The following is a 23,733-nucleotide window of genomic DNA, read 5'->3' on the forward strand; positions in this document are numbered from 1 at the left end:
GGAAGATAAGTATGAACAGCTACATATGCATTCATTGCCATCTCTATCAGCCGCCCCGTGAAAATCCCTGGCTGGAAAGAATTGAAATCCAGGATTCCGCCTTCCCGTATCATGACTGGAACATGCGTATCAATGCGGAATGTTACGGTCCCAATGCGTGTGCCCGCATCCTTGACGCCGATGGGCGAATAACCCGGATCGTCAATAATTATGAGAAGGTCAGTTTCAATTTCGGTCCGACTCTGCTGGACTGGCTCGAAAAATATGCCGCCGACGTGTATGAAAAAATAATAGCCGCCGATCGCATCAGTGCCGGGAAAAGGTCGGGGCATGGCAATGCCGTTGCCCAGGCGTATAACCACATGATAATGCCATTGGCGAACCGCAGGGACAAAAAGACCCAGGTCATCTGGGGCATCAAGTCGTTCCGCAGGCATTTCGCCCGGGATCCGGAAGGGATGTGGTTGCCCGAAACAGCCGTTGATATTGAGACCCTGGAGATCCTTGCTGATCAGGGAATCAAGTTCACCATCCTGGCCCCGGGCCAGGCCGGTCGGGTTCGTTCCCTCGGCCGGCGCAAATGGGAAAATGTCTCCGGAGGCAGCATTGATACCAGGCGTCCCTATCTTGCCCGGCTGCCCGGCGGCCAGTCCATTGCTCTTTTTTTCTATAACGGCCGGATTGCCCATGACGTCGCTTTCGGCGATCTGCTCGCCAGCGGAGAAAATCTGGCGCGCAGCATTCTTGCGGACATCCCTGCTGACGCAAATCAGCCCCTGTTGACCCATATTGCCACGGACGGTGAAACATTCGGTCATCACCACCAATTCGGTGATATGGCCCTGGCCTATGCCAACGTTCTGCTCGAAAATCATGAGCAGGTCATCGTGACAAATTACGCGCAATATCTTGCCCGGCATCCTCCTGTCCATGAAGTTCAAATTTTTGAAAAAAGCTCCTGGAGTTGCATGCACGGTGTTGAACGCTGGCGCAGTCACTGCGGCTGCAATACGGGCTGTAACGCCGGCTGGACGCAATCCTGGCGCACCCCCTTGCGGGAATGCCTTGATTGGCTGCGCTACAAGCTGATCGCCGTTTATCGCCAAGAAGCCGAGGACTTGTTTGTTGATCCATGGGCCGCCCGTGATCAGTATCTTGATGTTGTCGTGGATCGGTCGTTGGAAAGTAAAAAAGCATTTTTGCGGAAATACGGCAAAAAGACGTTTAGTCCGGAAGAGGAAAGCAAGGCATGGCTGCTGCTGGAGATGCAACGTAATGCCATGCTGATGTATACAAGCTGCGGCTGGTTCTTTGATGAGATTTCCGGAATTGAGCCGGTTCAGATTCTTTGTTACGCAGCCCGGGCGATTGAGCTGGCCGGTTCATTTGGCGCAGAGATGCTTGAGGAAAATTTTCTGGAGCAGCTTGCCGAGGCAAGGAGCAATATTGACACCATGGGCAATGGGGCCGACATCTACCGGAAATTTGTGCTGCCTTCCAGGGTAAATTTACGGAAAGTGGCCGCCCATGCCGCCATCAGTTCATTTTTCGCGGAAACAGAATCACGGACGAAGGTGGGGTGCTTCCATATTGCCCGTCAGGATTATGTCAGAATTACCGGCAGCCAGGCGGCCGTTGCCGTCGGTCGCCTGGAGATATCCTCCATTGTTACCGGTTCGGTCAAAATCTATCATTATGCCGCTTTGCAGCAGAATATACATGATTTCCAGTGCGCGGTGCAATCTCCCGCTGAAATTTCCAGCCGTTGCCCGGAGTCTTCATTTGCCGGCAGGGATGACATGCTGCATGAAAAAACAGCCAGGGAGATTGGGGACTGTTTCCAGCTGAGAGGCGTATCGGAAGCCGTCAAGGCCATTGAAAAACATTTTGGTGCCACTCTTTATTCAATTAAGGATATCTTTCGAGACGAACAGCAGCAGCTGCTGAAGATGATCATTCAGGATGGTATCTCCGCCATTGAAATGACATTTGAAGAGGCGTACAAAAAAACATCCTTTCTCATGGGGCTGCTGGAAAGTCTTGGCCACCGTCTCCCCGCCACCTTCAGATCTGCGGCGGAAATAGCCTTGAAGCGCGAGATTGTCAAGATTTTGGATAGTAAAATCATTGACGTGGGTCAGATCGATTTTCTTATCCGGGAAATGGGGCGGTGGGATATTAAATTGGAGTCGGAATGGCTTGATAATGTTCTGGTGAGCAGACTTGCCAGGGAAGCCGAGCAGTTGCAGCTGGATGCAGGCAGTGCCGCATTGCGGCGGATGAATACCTTTCTTTCCGTGCTTTTTCTTTTCCCTGCCGAAATAAATCTCTGGGAGGTGCAGAATATCTATTATGAAATCATGGCCGCCAAGTATCAGCCGGCTCGAAAAGGAGCAGATGCGGGCGATGAAACAGCCCGTAGCTGGCTGGAGGAATTCCTTCATCTCGGACACAAGTTGCTTATCAATGTGGAGGAGTTGGGCCGGGATCTGTTGACAATGAGTGATGTGAAAAGTAACGACGATGATGAAGAGAAAACCGTCGAGGGACATGGGGTTGGTGAAAAGGAAGCCGGCTGATGCGGTGCCGCCGGCGCGCCTTCTGAAATAAATACGGTCAAACCATGCAACGCCACATTCTGGCCACTCTTCTCCTGGCGGTATTTATTGCCCTGCTCGGAATCGGCATCATTGTCCCCATAATGCCGGTTTTTGCTGTCAGCCTCGGCGCCAATGGCCTGACGCTCGGGATGATTATCGCCGCCTTTTCCATCAGCCGGGCAATTTGTCAACCCGTTGTCGGCAATCTCTCCGACCGGTTGGGCAGAAAGAGCTTCCTGCTCTGCGGACTGCTGATTTATGCCGTGGTGGGTCTGCTGATCCCGCATGCCGACTCGATTTTTAATCTTATCCTCATCCGTTGTTTCCATGGGGTGGGATCGGCAATGATTGTCCCTGTCGCCATGGCCTATGTCAGCGCCATGTCGCCGCTTGGCATGGAGGGTCGCTCCATGGGACTGCTCAATATTGCCATTTTTACCGGAATCGGCAGCGGACCGCTGATCGGTGGATTTTTTGCCGACACCTTTGGAATGGCTTCCGCCTTTTATGTCATGGCGGGCTTGAGCTGCCTGGCCATGCTGTTGATTTTTTTTCAGATGCCGTCGCTGCCGTGTGGAGAAAGAAATCCCCGGCCCATGGGGATCGTCGAGGCGATGAAATCCATGCTTTCCAAGCGGGAAACCGGCGGGATTCTGCTGGCAAGGATGGCAACCATGCTCATCATGGTGCCGACCATGGCTTTTTTGCCCTTGCTCATGCACCAGTGGTTTCAGGCAAGCGCCATGGAGATCGGCCTGGTTATTGCCGTCAGGACCCTGGTAAATGCCATCCTTCAGGGGCCCTGCGGCAGGATGGCCGACCGGCTGGACAAGGTGGTCTTTCTCCGGATCGGCTGTCTGGTCATCAGTATTGTCATGTGTCTGGTACCCCTGGCCGGCAGTGTCGGGTCTTTGCTGGGATTGTTTGTTGTCCTCGGAATAGGCGAGGCGATTATCTGGCCGACCCTTGGAGCTCTCGCCACCCAGGAGGGAAGGCGGTACGGGCAGGGGACCATGATGGGGGTCTTCACCCTGGCAATGAGCTGCGGAGTTTTTCTCGGATCCCTGAGCGCCGGGATCATCTCTGACTGGTTCGGCCTTCACTGGGTTTTTTTTATCATCGGCTTCATTGTCCTGATCCTGTCCATGATCGCTACGGCTCTTATTGCCCCCCGTAAAATGATTGCGGTTTGAGATATGCTTAAAGGTGAAAAGGAAATCCACGCATTTGCTTGCCGTCCTGGTTCATTGTCAATATATTGACTGAAACGGGCCGGGCAAAAAAGGGGACATGGGAGTTATGGTGGACGATCAGGATGAAACAGGAAAATGACTAAGAGGGCAAAGCGGGGTCGAGCCGCGCTTCCGAAGCTGACGGATGATGATTTTTCTTTTGCCGGTCTGGCCGATGCCAAAAGGGAAAGATCCTTTGTCGAAATGCTGGATTTTGACATCTTTGACAGGGTGAGCGCGGAGCGTGCCCTGCAAAAAGAAACAAAGGAAGAAGGACCGCCGAAACCCCTCCATCCGCCGATCCAGGAAGAACTTGATTTGCATGGCTGCACCAGTGCGGAGGCAAAAATAAAGGTGGAAAATTTTCTGCTTACCGCACGGTTAAAGAGGCTTGAGTCGTTACGTGTTATTACCGGCAAGGGACTTCATTCCCAAGGGGCGCCCGTGCTGCCTGATTTTGTCGAGTTGTTGTTCCGGCAGATGAAGCTTGACGGCGGTATCGCAAGTTATGCCTGGGAAAACGGCAGCAAGGAAAAAAGCGGCGCCATCATCGTTCTTTTATAGAAAAGGTCGGGCCTGTTTCTTCAGGCGAGCCACGATCTCCCGGTCGGGTTGAAAGGGGCTTTGCGGCGGATCGGGAACCGGGATGTAATTGGAGAGACTGAAGGGCGTTGCCGCTATATTGAGATTGTAGGCGTGGACCAGCAGGCGTTCAAGGTTGACGGCGTCCGCGATATTGTAGGCAAGAAGGGTTTGAAGCGTTTTTTCCTCCCCTTTTCGACAAAATTCCCTCCAGAGCAGCACCGCAAAATATCCGTCCACTCCCTCCAGGCCCATTCTGTCAATGCCGAGTTGTTTTTCGCATCCTTTCAGTCCACCTCGGTAACCGAGCCGTGCCAGGACATGGCGCAGGTCAATGTGCACCTGATTGAGACGGGTGTGGAGACATGATTCGATAACCGGGACATCAAAACTTTTGCCGTTGTAAGTAACAATGACATCAAAGGCGGCAATGTCATCAACGAAATTTTGCAGGTTCCGCCCCTGTGCATAGCTGCGGATTGTCCGTCCGTCATACAGGGCAATGGCGGTGATTTCGCAGTCTTCCCCGACCATGCCGTTTGTTTCAATGTCCAGGTACGCGGTTTTGCTCCGGAAATGGGGGAAGAGCCGCCAGTGCTGATTGGAAGAAAGAAGTTTTGCATAAAATACGGGGGTGCCGTCGTTACGTTGTTGAAATTGTTGCAGATGGTAGGTGATGAGCTTGATCTTGCTTTCAGATAAAGAAGGTGGATAAGGCGGCTGCCAGTGGTCCCAGGTGTGAACGCCTGATTGCCAGATTTCGCGCTCTGTTTTTTCGCCGACGCCGGGAATATGGATGAAGGTGTTGTGGAGCAATGTTGTGTGGCGGCAGCGGCAAGGGATGTTGAAATAGCTCAGGGGGGCACTTCGCCCCCCTGTCTGCTTCTGACAATGGCAATCAGTGTATTTTACAGCTTGAACAGCATGTCGCTGTAAACGGGAACAGGCCAGAGGTCACTCGGCATAAGCCTCTCCAGTGCGTCAATGTCTGTTCGCAGGTCAAACAGGGTGGTGCGGACCTTATCGCGAAAGGCAATGGCCTGTTTGTCGACTTTGTCGATGGCGCCGGCCTTGACGGTTTCCTCCTCAAGTTTTTTGAGTTTTTTGTTGGCCGAGGTCAGCAGGTCGCTGATTTCGGCGAGCAGCTCTTTTTGCACGGTTGCGGATTTGCCCGCCGCGGCTGCCGAGTTGCCCAGTTCGGTGCAGTAACGAATGGCAGCCGGCATATACTGGCGGCGCACCATCTGAATAGCGGTCTGCGCCTCAATATTGATGTGCTTGGAGAACTGCTCGACGTAAATTTCGTAGCGGGAGTGCAGCTCCTCCTTGCTGAGAACATTGTATTTGCCCCACAGCTTGATGGCCTTCGGAGTAATGAAGGATTTCAGGGCGTCGATCGTGGTGCGGATATTGGGCAATCCCCTTTTCTCCGCTTCCTTTTCCCATTCCATGCTGTAGTTGTTGCCGTTGAAGATAATCCGACCGTGGTTTTTGACCGTATCCTTGATGATGGAGAGAATTTCGGCGTTAACATCCTTGGCCTTTTCCAGGCGGGTGGCGACTTCGTCCAGGGCTTCGGCGGCAATGCTGTTTAAGGCGACGTTCGGGCCGGAGATGGACTGGGATGAGCCGACCATGCGGAACTCGAATTTGTTGCCGGTGAAAGCAAAGGGCGAGGTTCGGTTGCGATCGGTATTGTCCTTGGGCAGCTCGGGCAGGGAGTCAACACCGATTTTCAGGAACTGACAGCCGCTGGAAGAACAGATCTTTTCCCCTTTGGCCAGACCGTTCAGGATGTTGCTCAGGTCGTCGCCGAGGAAGACGGAGATGATGGCCGGAGGGGCCTCGTTGGCGCCCAAGCGGTGGTCATTACCGGAGCTGCCGCAGGTGCCGCGCATGATGTCGGCATGGGTGTCAACCGCTTTGAGCAGGGCGCAGAGGAAAACAAGGAACTGAGCGTTGTCCTCCGGAGTGCTGCCCGGTTCGAGCAGATTGATACCGTCATCGGTGGAAAGGGACCAGTTGTTGTGCTTGCCCGAGCCGTTGACGCCGGCATAGGGTTTTTCGTGCAGCAGGCAGACCATGCCGTGGCGCAGCGCCACTTTCTGCATGGTTTCCATGACCAGCTGGTTCTGGTCGGCGGCAATGTTGGTGGTGACGAAAACAGGCGCCATCTCGTACTGGGCCGGAGCAACCTCGTTATGTTTTGTTTTGGAGGTGATGCCCATTTTCCAGAGTTCAATGTCCAGATCCTTCATGTAGGCGGAAACACGATCCTTGATGGCGCCGAAGTACTGGTCTTCCAGCTCCTGGCCTTTGGGGGCGGGCGCGCCGAACAGGGTTCTGCCGCAGGTGAGCAGGTCGAGACGTTTCAGATAGTAGTCTTTTTCCACCAGGAAATATTCCTGCTCCGCTCCCACCGTCGAAGTGACGCTGGTGGAGGTGGTGTTGCCGAGAGCCTTCAGGAGACGAAGCGCCTGTTTGGAAACAGCCGCCATGGAGCGCAGCAGCGGAGTCTTTTTGTCCAGCGCTTCTCCCTTGTAGGAGCAAAAGGCGGTGGGGATGCACAGGGTAACATTGCCCGCCGCGTCTTCCTTGAGGAAGGCGGGGGAGGTGCAGTCCCAGGCGGTGTAGCCGCGGGCCTCAAAGGTGACCCGCAGGCCGCCGCTGGGAAAGGAGGAAGCGTCCGGTTCGCCTTGGATGAGCTGCTTGCCGGAAAATTCCATAATGACGCCGCCGTCCGGTGTCGGGGCGATGAAGGAATCGTGTTTTTCCGCGGTGGAGCCGGTAAGGGGCTGAAACCAGTGGGTGTAGTGGGTGGCCCCTTTTTCGATGGCCCAATCCTTCATGGCATTTGCCACCACGGCGGCGGTTTCCGGGGCCAGGGAGGTGCCGCGGTCGATGGTTTGCCGTAATGATTTGTATGTTTCCTTGGGCAGTCGCGCCTTCATGACTTTGTCGCTGAAAACATTGGAGCCGAAAAGGGTCGGCAGATTGACGGGGGGCTGTTCGGAGTAATCACATCCAAAGCTGCAGTCGGTATTCATTTTGTTTCTCCTTGCGTAAGTTTTATTGGTAATAGAATGTACATGGAATTTATCTGGTTTGCGCCTGGTAAGACTGTTTTGTTTCGTTGCGTGGTTTTGCCTCATTGCGCCATATTCGGCACGATTTTTTTAAATAATTACAAAAATGTAATTATATTCTTTTTGTATCCCGCAAGGGGGTCAGGCAGCGGCATGGAGCAGGCCGTTTCTGATTTCCTGTTGAAAAATCTCATCTTCAATTTTTATTCCCCGATGATCCAGCACATAAAAAACGTCGACAATCTGGTCTCCTTTGGTGCCGATCTTGGCGCGGAATGTGTTGATGCCGAAATCAGACAGGGTGCGGGTGATGTCGTAAAGAAGCCCTGTCCTGTTTTCTGCATAAACCTCGATGACGGTATAATTGTCCGATGCCTTGGTGTCGATGATCACCTTGGCGGCGGGCCGCTTGGCCGGTTGCGGCGCACCGGATCGCATGGATTGCAGCTTGCTGTGCAGGCGATGGGAAAGTCCGAGTCGAAAATGGATCGCCTTGGCGAGATCCTCTTCGAGCTTTTGCCAGTTGTGGTCGCCAAAAAGGTTGTCGATGGTCGACGCGACATGGAGAATGTCGACAACGGTACCGTCAAGCCAGGTGTAAATCTGGGCGGCGAGCACCTGCAGGTTGTGCAGGGCCAGGATGCCGCAGATTTTGTACAACAGGCCGGGCCGGTCGTGGGTCATGATGAGCAGTGACCAGTGGCCCTCTTCCGCGCGGGCCTGGAGGATTACCTCTCGATGACGCAGCTCGCCATGCAGGGTGAGGTGACGAACGACCTCTTCCGGGCTGTTGCCCTGCAGGTAGTCGTCTGGAAGGATCGTGTCCGATACCGGACAATTGTTGCCCTGCAGCGCCTTGATCTGGTCTCTCATCCATGTCAGCTCCTTTGCGGGGTCCGGCATGGAGAGGTCGTCCCGGCTGAGGATATTGGCGATTTTCAGGTAAAGCTGCAGTAGAAGCGCCGCCTTCCATTCCGACCAGGCCGAGGGACCGGTCGCTTTGGCGTCGGCCACGGTCAGCAGATAGAGCATGGTCAATCTGTCGGGATCCTGGATGTGTCGCGCGCAGCGGATAATCAGCGCCTCGTCTTCAAGATCGCGTCGTTGGGCGATTTCGGCCAGAAAAAGATGTTCCCGCACGAGAAATGCAAGGCATTTTATGTCTGCTTCCGGCAAGGCGAGTCGCGCGCCGATTTCAGCCGAAAGCTCGGCGCCGTATTCGCAGTGGTTTTTTCCCTGGCCTTTGCCGATGTCGTGCAGCAGGGCGGCAAGAAAAAGGAGATGGGGCGAGGCCAGGGTGATAAAAATCGCATGTTCGGAAACACGCAGCCTGTTTATCTCCTCGACTGTTTGCAGTAAATGGCGATCCACCGTGTAAACGTGGTAGATATCGTGCTGGGCCAGGGATTTCAGGTGGAGGAATTCGGGAAGATAGGAATCGAGAAGCCCGGTTTCGAGCATTTCCGTCAGGGCCGGCAAAGGCGCTTTCGGGCATTGCAGGGTTTCGAGAAAGGCCCGGCTGGTTAATTTGGAATTTCTGGCCTTGCCATCAAGTGTATGAAGCATGGCGGTGATCATTTTTTTTGAGCGGTAGTGCAGGGGGCAACCATATTTCGCCGCATGGTAGAAGGCCCGCATGATCAGGTGGGGGCGTTTCCTGATAAATTCCTGATCCGTTATGTGGATGCGGCCCTGACGCAGTTGCAGTCCTTTTTCAAGATTTTTGTTGCGGGGAAGGTTGTCGGAGTTGGCTATGCCCAGCACCTCAATGGCGTGTTCGAAAAAAAGATCGGTGGTGACGGCGATGGTTTGCAGGTGTCCGTGGACATCGCGCATGAACCGTTCGACTCCGAGCATGCCCTGTTCGTCTTTGTAGCCGAAGGCGTGGGCCATTTCTTCCTGGTGTTCAAAGAAAAGTTGATCGTTTTTGCGGCCGCTGATGTAATGGAGCCTGTTTCGTATTTTAATCAGGGTGTTGCGGGCGCCGGCAAAACGGGCAAGTTCATCGGCGGTCAGCATTCCGGCCCGCTCCAGATCCTCTGCCGTTTTCAGGCTGAAGATCACCTGGCTTGACCAGAGCATGGCCTGGATATCCCTGAAACCGCCTCGGCTTTCCTTGATGTGCGGCTCCAGGAGATAACTGTGATTGCCGAAACGCTGGTGTCGTTTTTGGCGATGAAAAAGCATGTCTTGCAAAAAAGTATTGCGTCGCCCTTCAATGAATTTTTTACGAAACTCTTCAAGCAGCGAGCTCAAAAGCGTTTCGTCTCCGGCAATGAGCCGTGCGTCGAGCAGCGAAACCTGCAGGAAAAAATCCTTGTCCGCCTCGTCAAGGCACGACTGAACCGTTCTCACGCCATGACCAACTTCAAGGCCCGCGTCCCATAAGGGATAAAAAACGGCTTCCGCCACCTTGCCTACCAGTTCGTCTGATGAGTGGTCGTGCAGGAGCATCAGGTCGATATCGGAATAGGGGAACAGTTCCTCTCTGCCGTATCCGCCCAGGGCTACCAGAGACATATTTTGTGCGTCATGCAGGCACTGCTCGAAGTAGCCGGCCAAGGCCGAATCCATGAGGCTGGTATGCCTTTCAAGCAGTGCGTGGCCGCTTAACCCTTGTCGCCAGAGCGATTCCAGGGCGTCGCGTTTTGCGCGCAGGACTTGGTTCATTTAAATGGCTTCCTCGCCGGTTTCGCCTGTTCGCACTCGAATGACCTGTTCAACTGGAAGGACAAATATTTTGCCGTCACCGATTTTTCCGGTCAGGGCGGCATTGCGGATAACCTCAATGACTTCGTTTGCCTGTTCGGCTTTGACGATGAGCTCAAGTTTGATTTTTGGTATGAAATCAACAACATATTCGGCACCACGATAAATTTCCTTGTGCCCTTTCTGGCGGCCGTAACCTTTTACCTCGGTTAAGGTCATTCCCCTGATGCCCAGCTGATTGAGCGCTTCCTTGACGTCGTCAAGTTTGAAAGGCTTGATGATTGCCTCTATTTTTTTCATGAAGGTCTCCTTTGTTTAATTTTTTGCATTGTGCCGCGAGTTGAATTGTTACCATCTTACCGCAAAGCATGTCCGGGTTTCATGTTTTTTTGTTTTTCGGCTACATGTTGTAAGCGGTTTCACTGTGGGCGCTCTGGTCGAGACCGATGACTTCTTCGTCCTTGCTGATGCGGAGTCCGCCGCAAAGGATATCCATAATTTTCAGTAACATGATGCTGACGGCAAAGGCATAGGCGCCAACCACGGCAACGCCGAATATCTGGGTGGCGAGAAAGGGTGCGTTGCCGGCAAAAAGGCCGTCCGCTCCCGCCGGATTGACGGTTTTTGTGGCGAAAAAGCCGAGGCAGATAGTGCCGATAACACCCCCCATGCCGTGGATGCCCACGACGTCGAGACTGTCGTCAAAGCCGATCCTGTTTTTGAAGGTAACCGCGGCATAGCAGCAAAGTCCGGCGATAAGTCCGATGATGACGGCGGAGTTGGGAGAGATGAAGCCCGCCGCCGGTGTTACCGTGGCGAGGCCGGCGATGGCGCCTGATGCGGCGCCGAGGGTTGTTGGTTTCTTGCGGTGAACCCATTCCACCAGAAGCCACATGCCCATGCCGGACATGCCGGCAAGATGGGTGGAGATGAACGCCGTTGCCGCTATGCCGTTGGCCGCCAGAGCGCTTCCGCCGTTGAAGCCGAACCAGCCGAACCAGAGAAGTCCGGTGCCGAGAAGTGTCATGGGGAGGCTGTGGGGGATGAAGCTTTCCCGGCCAAAGCCCTTGCGCGGTCCCAGGATGATAACCGCGGCAAGCGCCGCCATGCCGGAAGTGAGATGAACCACAAGGCCACCGGCAAAATCAAGAACACCCCTGGCTCCCAGCCAGCCGCCGTTACCCCATACCCAGTGGCACACGGGATTGTAAACTAAAATGGTCCAGCACAGGCTGAAAATGAGAAACGGTCCGAATCGCATCCGCTCGGCAAAAGCGCCGGTAATGAGCGCCGGAGTGATAACGGCGAACATGCATTGGTAGATCATGAAAACGGATTGTGGAATGGTGGTGGCGTAATGGGGACTGGGTGCGCTTGTGACGCCGCTGAGGCCAAAAGATGACAAGTCGCCGATAAAGCCGCCGACATCGGGGCCGAAGGCCATGCTGTACCCGATGTAGACCCATTCGATGCTGACGATTGAAATCATGACAAAGGATTGCAGTATGGTGCCGAGGGTGTTTTTTCCTCGGACCATTCCTGCGTAAAACAACGCCAGTCCCGGTGTCATCAACAGGACAAGTGCGGCTGAAACGAGAATAAATGCTGTGTCGGCTCCTGAGATCATTGGCTGGTTTTCCTTTTTATCGCAAGGTGGCGGTTTATGGGAAAAACGGAATTTGCAATGAAATAGCAAACAATGTGCCAATGTAACTGAGTCGCTTATCTTGTTGATTTGTCAGGCTATTCGTTTGGGGGAAAGTCGGCGTGAAGTGGAAATGTGTTACAATAATGTAAGTTTCTGTTGATTTGTTTGCAAAAATGTAATCTTTTTGGGGTCAGCGGACCACGCGATACTTGTCAAAGATGATGGAGGCGACAGGGCCGTCCGGCCAGGCTTTTTTGAGCCATGACTCGAGGTTGCGAATCATTTCACCCCGTGCCAGAGAATAACGGCGCAATTCGTCAACAGGCCGATTGCTGTAAAATTGATATATGGTATCACGGACATACGCCTTTTTCTGTTCCGGCAGGGGCTGCCCGGGATCCAGCAGGAGAATCAGGGTCAGATCAACATTGATAATGACGGTTTCATGGCTCTGGTCGTGTTGCACGGTGATGAAAAAACCGGGCATCGACCATTTTTTCCGGGTTTTTGCCGGCAGGCCGGTTTGGCTGGTGCTGTCCGCCTCGGTTTGAGGGACAAGAGGAACTGGCGTCGGGATGTTTTTTTGCGCCTCTGCCGGTTGAGCAGGGGATTGACCGGCCGGCACCGTTTCTCTGGCGGGATGCTGCTGCCGGGCCAGCTGATCACTGGTGGTACGGAAGAAAAGAATGGAAGAAAAAATGATCAAGAAGACCAGGGCCGCGGCAGGGAAAAGAATTTTTTGATAGGGAGGGCGGGATTTATACCATGAAAGGAATTGGGCGGGAAGAAGGGGGACAGCGGCAAGAAAGGAAAGGGGGCGAGCCGCTGCCTGGAGAGGTGTTGTGCCGGGTTCCTCTTGGATTTCTCCTGCGACACCGGCAAGTGTTTTTCCGCTCTTGCTTTCGTCGCTTTCCTGGAGAAGGGCTGCCAGGTTGACGTCATCGCCGGTTTCCTGGCCGGGGGAAGCATCGCCTTCGGCATCAGGAGAAAGCATGAAGTCTTCAGCCTGAAAGGCGGATTCCCAATCACCCCCAAGGTCGTCATCCAGACCTTCGGGCAGGTCAAAATCAAACAGGTCTTTGGGTTTTTCGTCTGAGGCCATTGAGATTCTTAAGCTTTTCGCCTGAGATGGTATCACTCCTTCATCTGAGTGAAATTGTGTAAATGCTTATTCTAAGAATCTTGTTCAGCTCTGCAGGGGGAAATTCTCTGAACGTCGGCCGCAAAACATCCTCGGAGGGGGTCACGCGGGCGTTCACTGCCAAGCGGAAATCAGCTGCCGAAGACTTTGTTGATCTTTTCCCCGAGGGTTTCCGCGGTGAACGGTTTGACGATATACTGGCTGACTTTGGCCTTCACGGCCAGAATGATATTATCCTGTTGTGCCTCGGCCGTGACCATGATGAAAGGAATGGCGCTCAGTTTGGGGTCGGCTCGAACATGCTTGAGCAGGTCGAGTCCTGTCATTTTCGGCATGTTCCAGTCGGAGATGATCATATCGATTTTTTCTGACTTGAGAATATCCACCGCCGTGGTGCCGTCGTCGGCCTCAACAATATTTTTGTAGCCCAGCTGCACCAGAATGTTTTTGACAATTCGTCTCATGGTTGCAAAATCATCAACAACAAGCACTTTCATGTTGGTATCAGGCATGTCATCCTCTCTGCGTAAAAGGCTTTATCTCGTCTTTATAAATTTTGCCGGAAATGGGCCGCAACACAACGGATAGTGAAGCAACTCCTTAAAAATATATGATTTTGTCGCTTACGTAAAGATTTGAATCAGCCACTCAGCGCTTTTTTTAATTTTGTGCGCAGACGCAGCATGGCTTTACTGTGCATCTGCGAGATGCGGGACTCGGTATAGCCGAGGACATGTCCGATTTCTTTCATGGTCAGTTCATTGAAATAATAAAGGGAAACGGTCAATCTTTCCTTTTCCGGCAATTGATCGATGGCCTGGGCAACGAGATCTCTGATCTGGGCAAGATTGATTGCCGCAAAAGGGTCTGTGTCGATGCCGAGGAAAGGTTCGGGGATGGCGTCGGTCAGGGGATCGGGTGTGCGCTGTCTGAGCAGTTCGATGTCGAGAAAGGTGACTGATTTCGTTTCGTCAAGCAGCTTGTGGAATTCCTCCAGGGGCATATTCAGTTGCGCGGCAACCTCCTCATCGGTGGCCGGACGTCCCATTTTTTTTTCCAGCACGGCGTAAGTTTGTTCCAGTTCGGTGATTTTACGCCGGATCGAGCGCGGGACCCAATCAAGGGCCCGCAGTTCGTCCAGCATTGCCCCCTTGATGCGGAATTCGGCATAGGTTTTGAACTGCACGTTTTTGTTGACGTCGAATTTGTCGATGGCGTCGATCAGCCCGATGATGCCGCAGCTGATTAAATCGTCCAGCGAGACATGGCCGGGGAGGCGGCTGGCAAGCCGGGAAGCGATGTACTTGATGAGCGGGGTGTAGGTAAGAATCAGCTCATTGCGCTTGTCTTGCGTCAGCTCGGTCGCGGGGCTGAAGTACGCCTTGGTGTAATCCTTGAATTTGGGTGACGGCTGTTTATTCATGTGTTGCGAGGGCTGCTCCCGTATATCTGGTCATCACTGTCAAGCGCGCAAGAAAAATTTACTTTTTTGATTATATTACAATTCAAACAGGCCTTGCCAGAAAAATTTGATGTTTCCGTCATGCTGCGATGTTATCTCTTCGTCGGCAAGAGCGGCGGCCAGTTTGACGAATTTTTTGGCACAGGGCGAGTCCGGGGCTGTTTCAACGACTAAACGCTGGCTGCGCACGGCCTGGGGCAGTTTCGTATCCAGGGGGATGTAGCCGAGATAGTCAAGGGAAATGGTGTCAAGAAAACGGTCGGCCACGGCGGTCAGCTGACGAAAGACGGCCAGTGCCTCTTTCTCGGATTGGGCGGAGTTGATCAGGATGCGAAATTTTTTAACATCGTGGCGGGTGGAAAGCACCTTGATCATGGCGTAGGCATCGGTGAGCGATGTGGGTTCAGGGTTCAGGACAATGATTCGTTCCTGGGCGGCCAGGGTGAAATATATGACATTTTTGTTGATGCCGGCGGCGGTGTCTATCAGGAGGATATCCGTCTGTTCCCCGAGTTCGGCCATTTCCGCGAGGAAATAGAGTTTTTGCTCTTCCGTCAGTTCCGACAGTTCGAGAATGCCGGAACTGGCAGGCAGAATGGATATGCCGCCCGGTCCTTTCACCAGGATGTCCTGCAGGCTCTTTTCGCCTAGAAAAACGTGATGCAGGTTGTAGCGGGGAGTGAGGCCGAGAAGCACATCAACATTGGCGAGGTTCAGGTCCGCATCCAGGATCAGCACTTTTTTGCCCTTTCCGGCAAGGCAGTAAGCCAGATTGACGACTATGTTTGTTTTGCCGACTCCGCCTTTGCCGCTTGTGACACAGATGACCCTGGGGGACTTGTCGGGGGATGGGAAGGTGTGGCGGAGCGGCGATCTGCGTATCGGCTGCATGATTTTTTCCAAGGTATCTGCCTGATGCATTTTTGTTGTCCTCAATTATATACCGTTGCCGGAGTATGAGTTTTCCGCTTCCATAACCGCCGACCAACCTTTCTTGAAAAGTCTTTCCAGAAAAGGAACCGAGGCCACGAAAAAATCTTCCGGCACCTTCTGGCCCGTGGTGAGAAAGGAGATGGGGATTTCCGCCCCCGCAATCTGCTGGCATAATGCGGCATAGGCTCTCGTTTCATCGAGTTTGGTCAGAATCAACCCGGCGGGCGCCAGCGGGGAATAGGCCGTGATGATCTGTTCCAGATCTTCTTTTTTGGTGGGAGCGCTCAAGACAAGCTGCAAATCAACCTGATCCAGGGGGGCGAACCAGTCGGCAAGTTCGCTGATGTGCTTTGCGTCATAGGGGCTTTTGCCGGCGGTGTCGATAATGATCAGGTCGCAGTCCCGATGCCTTTCCACCGACCGGAGCAGGTCCCTGCGCCGCAGGACGATTTCACAGGGAAGCTGCATTATTCTGGCGTACGTTCTCATCTGATCGGTTGCGCCGATGCGGTAACAGTCCATGGAGATCAGGGCCACTCTGCGTTTTTCCCGGATCTTATACCAGGCGGCGATTTTTGCCGAAGTGGTCGTTTTGCCGACACCGGTCGGCCCGGTCAGGGCCAGGATAATCGGTTTTTTCCGCCGGCTGAAGTCCGGAGGAGCCACCTGCAGCCGGCTGATTAACTGGTCGCGCCAGCGGCTCACCTCCTGGGGATCAGGTCGGCTGGGAGGGGTGGGGGCCGAGGGAGCCGCCGTTGATTTGGTTTTCATTGGCGCTTGAACGCCTTTCTGGCGTAAAATTCCTGCAAAACGCATGCGCAGATCGTGTGATTCCAGGCTGATTTCCTGCTCGGACCTTTTGGGGATCCGATTCGTTGCGGCAGCATTTGTTTCCCGCTGCTTGGGGCGGAATGTGTCATAGCCGTATATCGCCCCCGTTGTCTTTTCTTCTGCCGGGCTGGCGGAAGCGGCAAGGGGCACGGTAATTTCTTCAAGATCATAGTCCATTGCCGCCAGGACCTCATAGCGCTGATCGGCGGTACCGGCATTCAAGGTTTTGTTGGCCAGGATGACGGCACTGTCGCCCAGCTCTTTCTTGACCAGGGCAAAGGCGGTTTTGCTGTCCGGTGCTTCAAATCTTCGTATGCGCATGGGAGCAATTTTTTGAGTCTATTTTTTTCGGTTTATATCAACAGTTCCCAGTGACTGTATCTTCGACTGGCTGGTCAATTCATTATGCGACAATACCACCACTTGGGGGAGAAATCTCTCGATAAGTTTGCGCAGATGACGGCGCAGCACCGGGGCGCAGATGATAACCGGCTGATAGCCCTGCTGGGTTACCTTGTCCGCTGCGCTCTGCAGTGATTCAATGATTTTCTGCCCCAGGCTCGGGTCAAGGGCAAGAAATGATCCCTGCTCCGAGCTTTGCACCGATTCCCGGATGAGATCCTCCACCTGGGTGCTCAGGGTCAGAACGGACAAGGTTCCCCCGTCGTCGGCCAGGGTGCTGGTAATGGAGCGCGCCAATTTTTGCCGTACGTATTCGGTCAGGATATCCATATCTTTACTCATGGGGGCATAGTCGGCCAGGGTTTCGCAGATGGTCAGCAGGTCCCGGATGGAGACGCGTTCGCGCAGCAGGTTTTGCAACACTTTCTGCAGTTTGCCGAGGGGAAGCAGGCCGGGAACCAGTTCCTCCACCACCTTGGGATGGGTTTTGGCAAGATTGTCGAGCAGTTTCTGGGTATCCTGGCGTCCCAACAGCTCATCGGCATGGGTGCGGAGCACCTCGGTCAAGTGAGTCGCCACCACTGTTGACGGATCAACAACCGTGTAACCCGCCAGTTGGGCCTCGTCTTTTTTCTCCTTGCTGATCCAGCGGGCAGGAAGCTTAAAGGCCGGCTCCACGGTGGGGATGCCGTCAATCTCCCGTTTCGCCGCCCCGGAATCCATGGCCAGGAAGTACCCCATCATCAGCTCGCCCCGGGCGATCTCCACGCCTTTAAGCAGCAGGATGTATTCGTCCGGCTTGATCTGCAGGTTGTCGCGCACATGGAGCGGCGGAATGATAAGGCCCATATCCATGGCAAACTGGCGACGGATGCCGCGAATTCGCTCCAGCAGATCCCCCTCCTGGGATTCGTCCACCAGGGGTATCAGTCCGTAGCCCACTTCCAGTTCCAGGGCGTCCAGGGGAAGCAGGGCCTCCACCGTTTCCGGTGATCCGGGTCGCGGCGCGGTTTCCTTTCTTCGTTCTTCCGCCGTTTCTTCTTCGCTTTTTTCCAGGGCCTGTCGTTGAAAAGCAAACCAGGAAATCAGCCCCATGCCGGCGCCGAGCATCAGGAAGGGGAGATGCGGCAGGCCTGGAATCAGGCCGAAAAGCATAATGATGCCGGATGAAACCCCCAAGGCCTGGGGCTGTCGGCTGAACTGCGCGGCGAGTTCCTTGCCCATGCTGGTATCCGACGCGGCCCGGCTGACGATGATACCGGCGGAGGTGGAGATGATAAGCGCGGGAATCTGTGAAACCAGGCCGTCACCGATGGTCAGCAGGGTATAGGTTTCCGCTGCCTGGCCGATAGCCATATTCTGGAGCAGGACGCCGATAAACAGGCCGCCCATGACGTTGACCATCATGATGACGATGCTGGCAATGGCCTCGCCCCGGACAAATTTGCTGGCACCGTCCATGGCGCCGTAGAATTCTGATTGCCGGCTTATTTCAGACCGTCTTTTTTTGGCCGCTTCTTCGTTGATCAGCCCGGCATTAAGATCTGCATCAATGGCCATCTGCTTGCCCGGCATGGCGTCAAGGGTGAAGCGGGCGGCGACCTCGGCGATGCGGCCCGAGCCTTTGGTGATGACGATAAAATTAATGAGGACCATGATGAGGAAGATAATGAGTCCCACCGCAAAGTTGCCGCCCACGACAAAATTGCCGAAGGACTGAATGACCTTGCCCACCGCGCCCGGCCCTTCGTGTCCATGCAGCAGAATGAGGCGGGTGGAGGCGATGTTGAGCGACAGCCGGAACAGGGTGGTCAGCAGCAGCAGTGAAGGGAAAGCGGAGAACTCAAGCGGATCCGTGTTGTACATGGACACAAGAAGGATCACCAGGCTCATGGTGATACCGAGCGACAGCAGCAGATCGAGGATGAGGGTGGGCAAAGGCAGGATCATGATTATCAGGATGGATACCACTCCCGCCGCCACGATAAGGCTTGATGGTTCCATGCTGATCGCCTTGAGGCCCATTCTGTCTGTTTTTTCCGCCATTTTTTCCGTTTGTTTTCCGTTTGGTTTTAAAGGTGCCCGGTTCCGGGGTGGTACGTTTTTCTGCCGAAAAACGTGAACTCACAACCCGCTCTTGCTTGAGTTACGCACTCTTTTTCTTCAGACCATACACATAGGCAAGGACTTCGGCAACCGCCTGGAAGAGATTTTCCGGTATCTGCTCGTTGATTTCAACATTTTTGTACAAAGCCTGGGCAAGAGGTTTGTCCTCGACAATGGGTATGTTGTGTTCGCGGGCGATTTCCTTGATCCGTTTGGCGATGACACCCGCCCCCTTGGCTATTATCGTCGGCGCGCTCATGACGGAGCTGTCGTAAGTCAGGGCGATTGCCAGGCGGGTGGGGTTGGTGATAATGACATCGGCTTTCGGGACCTCGGTCATCATCCGTTTGCGGGCCATCTGCATCTGGATGGAGCGGATGCGACCCTTGACATGGGGGTCGCCTTCCGTCATTTTTGCTTCTTCTTTTACCTCCTGCTTGGTCATCATCATTTTTTTCATGAATTGCCAGCGTTGGAAGGCGTAATCAAGCGCGGCAAGGACCGCGATAATGATCGCCGCCTTGAGAAATATCCAGAAGGAAACCTTGGCGTAAAAGGCAAGGATGGGAAGCGGTTCCTGGTCCATCAGGGGGAGGAAATCATCCAGGTTTTTCATGATTTCCCTGTAGGCCACATAGGTGACAATGACCAGCTTGGCAATGGATTTGACCGTGTTGGCCATCGTCTGCAGGGAAAACATTCGTCCCATGCCTTTGATCGGGTCTATTTTCTCCAGTTTCGGCGACATTTTTTCCGTGGTGAAAAGAAATCCGATCTGGGCGTAATTTGCCGCAAGGGCGGTGATGAAAAGGACGGCCATCAGCGGCACGGTGAGCAGGGCAACATGCTGCATGGACTCCATGGTGAGAAAGGTCATGTTGTCCGGGATGATCGTGATGCTGTGCAGTTGCGAGAGATAATGCCGCAGCAGGGTCAGCATCTTTTCCAGCATGTAGCCGCTGGACATGTAGATGGTCAGCAGGCCGACCAGCAGCACGGCGGCGGAAGGTATTTCCATGCTTTTCGCCACGTCGCCTTTTTTTCTGGAGTCCTGCAGCCGGCGTCCGGTGGGTTGTTCGGTTTTTTCCTGACCGCTTTGTTCTTCCGCCATGGCTTATCCTCCCATGCCGCGGGCAAGTTGCGGCAGCACGCGACCCAGCATTTCAAACTGACTAATCATCAGGGGCAGAAAAAAGGTCAGGGACAGGCCGACAAAAATCAGGCCGACCCCGATATTAAGCGGCATGCCGACAATGAGGATAGGGATCTGCGGCACGGTTTTGGCGATGATGCCCATGGCCACATGGGTGAAAAAGACGGCGGCCGAGGCAGGCGCCATGATTTTGACGGACATGACAAACATATGTGCCCCTCCCTGTGTCAACCCTTCAAACGTCGGCCGGCCGACATGCAGGGTGCCGGGCGCAACCCAGGAAAAACTGTCAAGCAGGGTCTGGATGTAAAGATGGTGACCGTTGACGCTCAGGAAAATAAGAATGGCGATGATGTTCCAGAACTGGCCCACCAGGGAGGTTTGGATGCCGTACTGCGGATCCATGACCCCGGCCATGCCCATGCCCATCTGGATGCCCACCATCTGGCCCGCGATCTGGATGGCGTCAAAGATAAAGCGGGTGAAAACGGCGAGTATCGCGGCAAAGCAGACCTCGCTGACGATAAAAATAAGAAAGCCGAGTACCGACCCGGGCAGTTGTTCGGCCGTCACCGGCACCACCGGGGCAAGAACCAGTGCCGTGGCAAAGGTCAGCAGGATTTTCACCTGCGACGGCACGTTGTTGGAACCGGTAACGGGCATGAGAAACAGCAGCGGACCCACCCGTATCATGATAATGATCAGGATGAGAAACTGATTGAGACTCCAGGAAAGAAGAGATGGGTCAACCATGATTTTCCTGTTGGTCAGCGGATGATATCCGGGATGCTGAGAAAAAGATTGCTGGTGTAATCACTTAATTTAATCAGCATCCAGGATGAGAAAAAAAGAAGGGCCAGCATGACCGCGACAATTTTGGGGACAAAGGTCAGGGTCATCTCCTGAATCTGGGTGGTGGCCTGAAACAAAGCGACGAGCAGGCCTACCACCATGCCGACCAGCAGCAGCGGCGCGGACAGCAGCAGGGTGATGGAAATGGCATTCTGGCCCAATGTGACTGCTTCCATGGGGATCATGGCTATACTCCGAAACTTTTCACCAGCGAGCCGACGATGAGATACCACCCGTCGACCAGGACAAAAAGCAGTAATTTGAAGGGCAGGGAAACCATGACCGGCGGCAGCATCATCATGCCCATGGAGAGCAGGACGCTGGCCACCACCATGTCGATAACCAGAAAGGGCAGAAAGAGGATAAAACCGATCTGGAAGGCGGTTTTCAACTCACTGATAATAAATGACGGGATGAGGATGGAAGTGGGTACCTCATCCTTGTTGGCCGGTTTTTCCATTTTGGCAATGCCGAGAAAAAGGGCCAGATCCTTTTCCCTGGTCTGTTTGAACATGAAGGAGCGCAGGGGGGTGATGCCCGCGTCATAGGCCTGCTGCAGACTGATTTTTTCGTCCATGTATGGTTTGACCGCGGTTTCATTCATTTCTTTCAGCACCGGACTCATGATGAACAGGGTCAGAAAGAGGGCAAGCCCGATGAGCAGCTGGGTCGGCGGCATCTGCTGGGTACCCAGGGCGCTGCGCAGAAAGGAAAAGGCGATAACCAGCCGGGTGAAACAGGTGGTCATCAGGACGATGGCCGGAGCGATGGAGAGGACGGTGAAGAGGAGCAGGATCTCGATGAGCACCGCGACCTTTTTGGGATCCTCGGTTTCCGCAAGGCCGACCTGCACGGTGGGCAAAGTGACGGCCAGTGCCTCTGTCGCAATAAAGAGAAGGATAAAAGGGATCAACAGCGGGAAAAGCTTTTTCATTTGCCGCCTCTTTTTAACGCCTTGTCGAGCAGGGTGGAAAAGGACTTCGCCGCTTGCCGGCCATTTGCTTTGCCGCCGGAGAGAGGGAGGTCGGCGCAGTCCAGCTCCAATCGGCTCAGCAGGGTAATCTGCTGATCCGTCACCCCGAGTGCCAGGGTTTTGTCCGCCACCTGGACCACGGCGATGAATTTTTTCGGGGCGATCATTTTCGTGTCGAGAATCTTGATGAGCGCCCCCTGGCCGATTCCGGAACGGGCAAGCCCCAGTTTCCGGAGCCAGGCGGAGAGAAGCAGCATCAGTCCGACCGTGAGGATCAGGGCGCCGAAAACCTTCAGCAGGGTGAGCCCAAGGGATGCGGCCTGTGCCATATCCACCGCCGGAGTGACCGGGCTTGCGCCGGGCTGCTCCGCACCACCGGCCGCAGCCGCCAAAAGCGGCACGGTCGCTCCTATGAGCAGCGACCAGCGAAGAGATCGGGCAGCAAAGTTCTGGGTGTGTCGGGTCATGGCCATATGGTTCCGGTATCTCCGCTATTCCTTTGGGCAGGGCATGAATGGATTATGCCATATTTTTAATACGGTCGGCCTGGCTGATGATTTCTGTTATTCTGACCCCGAAGCGTTCATTGACGACAATAACCTCGCCTTTGCCGAGCAGCTTTCTGTTGATGTAGATTTCCACCGGCTCTCCGGCCGCCTTTTCCAGTTCCACCACCGATCCTTGAGTCAGTTGCAGCATTTTGTCGATTATCATGCTGGTTCTGCCCAGTTCCACCGAGACATCAAGGGGGATGTCGAGCAGGAAATCAAGGTTGTGGGATCCGGACGGGGCAGGGGTGCTGCCGTTTAATTCGTCGAAGCCGGCAGGATGGGCGTCGCCGCCTCCGTTCTTGGCGGCCAGGGAATCCCAGTCGTCTCCTCCCGCCGCTTCGGCGCCGTTACTTGCGCCTTTTTTGGGATTTGCCTCTTCCAGCGCGCTTGCCCAGGCATCGTCCAAAGATTCGTCAGCCATTTTCAGTCTCCATAGTCGGTCACGTGGTATTGCTCGTAACAGCTGTTTTTCCGCTGTCAGTCTCTTTCCTGGTCAAACACTTTTCGCTTGATGAGAAAAGCCTTGTTGCCGCGATGGATGCCCGGGGAACCCATGTATTTGCGGATGCCCGAGACAAAGGCCGGCATCATTTCGTCTTTTCTCTTGTCAAGCTGGATAATATCGCCGATCTCAAGGCTCAGGACATCGCCGGCCGGCAGTTGTGTCCGGCCAAGTTCCACTTTCATATCCACGGACACATGCTTGATGTTTTCCGTCAGAATGCGTTTCAGGCTGATGTCCTCATCGCTTTGTTCCCTTTGGAAGGTGGTCATCAGTTTTTGTTTGACCGATTCGAGATTGGACAGTGGGATGCATGCGGTGATGCTGCCCACGGCGCGATCCATGTCCACCTCGTAGCGGTTGATGATGACGACGTCCTCCGGTTGGCAGATTTTGGCAAACTGGGGGTTGATTTCGCTGCGGATGTGCTGCACCTTGATCGGCTGCAGCGAGTACCATGCCTTTTCCAGATCGCTCAGGAGAAGATTGACGATGCGCTGGATCAGCCGCTGTTCGATGCCGGTAAAGTCGCGCCCCTCGATGCGGACATTGCGGGTGCCGCTGCCGCCCAGAAAACTTTCGACCAAGGCAAAAACCAGCTTGGGTTCTATGACAAAAAGGGCGTGACCCCGAAACGGATCCATCTTGAAGATCTGCAGACTGCTGGGAACCGGCAGGGTTCGGACAAAGGCGCCGAATCGTTCAAGTTCCATGGGGACGGCGGTAATGTCGAGAATGCGTCTGAGCGCCGCCGAGATGGAGGTTCTGATGGAGCGTAAAAACACATCGTTGATGGCCTCCATGGCCGGCATCTTGACCTGAACGATGCGTTCCTGGCGGCTGAAGTCGTACGCGGTGTATTCGAGCGACTCCTCGTCAAGCTGCTCTTCGGGCTCTTCAATATCGCCGCCGGCAATCCCTTTTAAGAGGGCATCAACTTCGTCTTGGCTGAGGATCTGTTCCATGGAGC

The 23,733-nt window shown here is 54.3% G+C and carries 21 protein-coding genes; 3 read left to right on the forward strand and 18 right to left on the reverse strand.

Annotation, left to right across the window (positions count from 1 at the left end; all coding sequences use genetic code 11):
* Positions 1-11 precede the first annotated feature (11 nt).
* From BM485_12035 to BM485_12045, 3 genes are all read left to right on the forward strand, one after another.
* Positions 12-2,579, forward strand: a complete 2,568-nt coding sequence (locus tag BM485_12035; GenBank protein OKY74575.1) for a hypothetical protein — start codon at positions 12-14, stop codon at positions 2,577-2,579.
* Positions 2,580-2,623: 44 nt separating this feature from the next.
* Positions 2,624-3,793: an MFS transporter gene (locus BM485_12040; protein OKY74576.1), complete on the forward strand. Its 1,170-nt coding sequence runs from the start codon at positions 2,624-2,626 to the stop codon at positions 3,791-3,793.
* Between the two features lie 135 nt (positions 3,794-3,928).
* Positions 3,929-4,396: a hypothetical protein gene (locus BM485_12045; GenBank protein ID OKY74577.1), complete on the forward strand. Its 468-nt coding sequence runs from the start codon at positions 3,929-3,931 to the stop codon at positions 4,394-4,396.
* Here BM485_12045 and BM485_12050 read toward each other — a convergent pair.
* The 18 genes from BM485_12050 to BM485_12135 all read right to left on the reverse strand — a co-directional run bounded on the left by BM485_12050 (position 4,391) and on the right by BM485_12135 (position 23,728).
* Positions 4,391-5,230 carry an exonuclease gene (locus tag BM485_12050; protein ID OKY74578.1) on the reverse strand — a complete coding sequence of 280 codons (840 nt, stop codon included), beginning with the start codon at positions 5,228-5,230 and terminating at the stop codon, positions 4,391-4,393. The two genes, BM485_12045 and BM485_12050, sit on opposite strands and share 6 nt — an antisense overlap.
* Positions 5,231-5,322: 92 nt before the next feature.
* Positions 5,323-7,461, reverse strand: coding sequence for a glutamine synthetase type III (locus tag BM485_12055; protein ID OKY74579.1), 2,139 nt, complete (start codon positions 7,459-7,461; stop codon positions 5,323-5,325).
* 180 nt (positions 7,462-7,641) lie between these two features.
* Entirely contained in the window at positions 7,642-10,170 is a 2,529-nt protein-coding gene (locus BM485_12060; GenBank protein ID OKY74580.1) for a [protein-PII] uridylyltransferase, read from the reverse strand.
* The gene (locus BM485_12065) at positions 10,171-10,509 is read right to left on the reverse strand and encodes a transcriptional regulator (protein ID OKY74581.1); all 339 of its coding nucleotides are present in this window, start codon (positions 10,507-10,509) and stop codon (positions 10,171-10,173) included.
* Positions 10,510-10,609: 100 nt separating this feature from the next.
* The gene (locus tag BM485_12070) at positions 10,610-11,836 is read right to left on the reverse strand and encodes an ammonia channel protein (GenBank protein OKY74582.1); all 1,227 of its coding nucleotides are present in this window, start codon (positions 11,834-11,836) and stop codon (positions 10,610-10,612) included.
* 211 nt (positions 11,837-12,047) lie between these two features.
* Entirely contained in the window at positions 12,048-12,959 is a 912-nt protein-coding gene (locus tag BM485_12075; protein ID OKY74583.1) for a hypothetical protein, read from the reverse strand.
* A gap of 170 nt (positions 12,960-13,129) precedes the next feature.
* Positions 13,130-13,510, reverse strand: coding sequence for a response regulator (locus BM485_12080; protein ID OKY74584.1), 381 nt, complete (start codon positions 13,508-13,510; stop codon positions 13,130-13,132).
* A gap of 128 nt (positions 13,511-13,638) precedes the next feature.
* On the reverse strand, positions 13,639-14,421 hold the full coding sequence (locus tag BM485_12085; GenBank protein ID OKY74585.1) for an RNA polymerase subunit sigma: 783 nt from the start codon (positions 14,419-14,421) through the stop codon (positions 13,639-13,641).
* A 75-nt stretch (positions 14,422-14,496) separates the two neighbouring features.
* A complete protein-coding gene (locus tag BM485_12090) occupies positions 14,497-15,351 on the reverse strand; it encodes a flagellar synthesis regulator FleN (GenBank protein OKY74786.1) in 855 nt (284 codons plus the stop codon).
* Positions 15,352-15,396: 45 nt separating this feature from the next.
* A complete protein-coding gene (locus BM485_12095) occupies positions 15,397-16,545 on the reverse strand; it encodes a flagellar biosynthesis protein FlhF (GenBank protein ID OKY74586.1) in 1,149 nt (382 codons plus the stop codon).
* A gap of 18 nt (positions 16,546-16,563) precedes the next feature.
* Positions 16,564-18,672, reverse strand: a complete 2,109-nt coding sequence (locus tag BM485_12100) for a flagellar biosynthesis protein FlhA (protein OKY74587.1) — start codon at positions 18,670-18,672, stop codon at positions 16,564-16,566.
* 100 nt (positions 18,673-18,772) lie between these two features.
* Positions 18,773-19,843, reverse strand: coding sequence for a flagellar biosynthesis protein FlhB (locus BM485_12105; GenBank protein OKY74588.1), 1,071 nt, complete (start codon positions 19,841-19,843; stop codon positions 18,773-18,775).
* Between the two features lie 3 nt (positions 19,844-19,846).
* Complete coding sequence (locus tag BM485_12110) at positions 19,847-20,638, reverse strand: flagellar biosynthetic protein FliR (protein ID OKY74589.1); 792 nt, start codon at positions 20,636-20,638, stop codon at positions 19,847-19,849.
* A 14-nt stretch (positions 20,639-20,652) separates the two neighbouring features.
* Positions 20,653-20,922 (reverse strand): EscS/YscS/HrcS family type III secretion system export apparatus protein, encoded by a 270-nt coding sequence (locus BM485_12115; protein ID OKY74590.1) that lies wholly within the window; start codon positions 20,920-20,922, stop codon positions 20,653-20,655.
* A 2-nt stretch (positions 20,923-20,924) separates the two neighbouring features.
* Positions 20,925-21,671 carry a flagellar biosynthetic protein FliP gene (locus tag BM485_12120; GenBank protein OKY74591.1) on the reverse strand — a complete coding sequence of 249 codons (747 nt, stop codon included), beginning with the start codon at positions 21,669-21,671 and terminating at the stop codon, positions 20,925-20,927.
* Complete coding sequence (locus tag BM485_12125; GenBank protein OKY74592.1) at positions 21,668-22,183, reverse strand: hypothetical protein; 516 nt, start codon at positions 22,181-22,183, stop codon at positions 21,668-21,670. The genes BM485_12120 and BM485_12125 overlap by 4 nt, the downstream gene beginning before the upstream one ends.
* Before the next feature lie 46 nt (positions 22,184-22,229).
* Complete coding sequence (locus BM485_12130) at positions 22,230-22,682, reverse strand: flagellar motor switch protein FliN (GenBank protein ID OKY74593.1); 453 nt, start codon at positions 22,680-22,682, stop codon at positions 22,230-22,232.
* 56 nt (positions 22,683-22,738) lie between these two features.
* Positions 22,739-23,728 (reverse strand): flagellar motor switch protein FliM, encoded by a 990-nt coding sequence (locus BM485_12135; protein ID OKY74594.1) that lies wholly within the window; start codon positions 23,726-23,728, stop codon positions 22,739-22,741.
* Positions 23,729-23,733: the final 5 nt, after the last annotated feature.

The organism is Desulfobulbaceae bacterium DB1, assembly GCA_001914235.1.
Lineage (GTDB): Bacteria > Desulfobacterota > Desulfobulbia > Desulfobulbales > SURF-16 > DB1.

Bases quoted from the DNA above. Each gene is read 5' to 3' on its own strand.
- BM485_12035 (OKY74575.1), top strand. From the start codon at position 12: ATGAACAGCTACATATGCATTCATTGCCATCTCTATCAGCCGCCCCGT.
- BM485_12040 (OKY74576.1), top strand. From the start codon at position 2,624: ATGCAACGCCACATTCTGGCCACTCTTCTCCTGGCGGTATTTATTGCC.
- BM485_12045 (OKY74577.1), top strand. From the start codon at position 3,929: ATGACTAAGAGGGCAAAGCGGGGTCGAGCCGCGCTTCCGAAGCTGACG.
- BM485_12055 (OKY74579.1), bottom strand. From the start codon at position 7,461: ATGAATACCGACTGCAGCTTTGGATGTGATTACTCCGAACAGCCCCCC.
- BM485_12060 (OKY74580.1), bottom strand. From the start codon at position 10,170: ATGAACCAAGTCCTGCGCGCAAAACGCGACGCCCTGGAATCGCTCTGG.
- BM485_12065 (OKY74581.1), bottom strand. From the start codon at position 10,509: ATGAAAAAAATAGAGGCAATCATCAAGCCTTTCAAACTTGACGACGTC.
- BM485_12070 (OKY74582.1), bottom strand. From the start codon at position 11,836: ATGATCTCAGGAGCCGACACAGCATTTATTCTCGTTTCAGCCGCACTT.
- BM485_12075 (OKY74583.1), bottom strand. From the start codon at position 12,959: ATGGCCTCAGACGAAAAACCCAAAGACCTGTTTGATTTTGACCTGCCC.
- BM485_12080 (OKY74584.1), bottom strand. From the start codon at position 13,510: ATGCCTGATACCAACATGAAAGTGCTTGTTGTTGATGATTTTGCAACC.
- BM485_12085 (OKY74585.1), bottom strand. From the start codon at position 14,421: ATGAATAAACAGCCGTCACCCAAATTCAAGGATTACACCAAGGCGTAC.
- BM485_12090 (OKY74786.1), bottom strand. From the start codon at position 15,351: ATGCAGCCGATACGCAGATCGCCGCTCCGCCACACCTTCCCATCCCCC.
- BM485_12095 (OKY74586.1), bottom strand. From the start codon at position 16,545: ATGCGCATACGAAGATTTGAAGCACCGGACAGCAAAACCGCCTTTGCC.
- BM485_12100 (OKY74587.1), bottom strand. From the start codon at position 18,672: ATGGCGGAAAAAACAGACAGAATGGGCCTCAAGGCGATCAGCATGGAA.
- BM485_12105 (OKY74588.1), bottom strand. From the start codon at position 19,843: ATGGCGGAAGAACAAAGCGGTCAGGAAAAAACCGAACAACCCACCGGA.
- BM485_12110 (OKY74589.1), bottom strand. From the start codon at position 20,638: ATGGTTGACCCATCTCTTCTTTCCTGGAGTCTCAATCAGTTTCTCATC.
- BM485_12115 (OKY74590.1), bottom strand. From the start codon at position 20,922: ATGATCCCCATGGAAGCAGTCACATTGGGCCAGAATGCCATTTCCATC.
- BM485_12120 (OKY74591.1), bottom strand. From the start codon at position 21,671: ATGAAAAAGCTTTTCCCGCTGTTGATCCCTTTTATCCTTCTCTTTATT.
- BM485_12125 (OKY74592.1), bottom strand. From the start codon at position 22,183: ATGGCCATGACCCGACACACCCAGAACTTTGCTGCCCGATCTCTTCGC.
- BM485_12130 (OKY74593.1), bottom strand. From the start codon at position 22,682: ATGGCTGACGAATCTTTGGACGATGCCTGGGCAAGCGCGCTGGAAGAG.
- BM485_12135 (OKY74594.1), bottom strand. From the start codon at position 23,728: ATGGAACAGATCCTCAGCCAAGACGAAGTTGATGCCCTCTTAAAAGGG.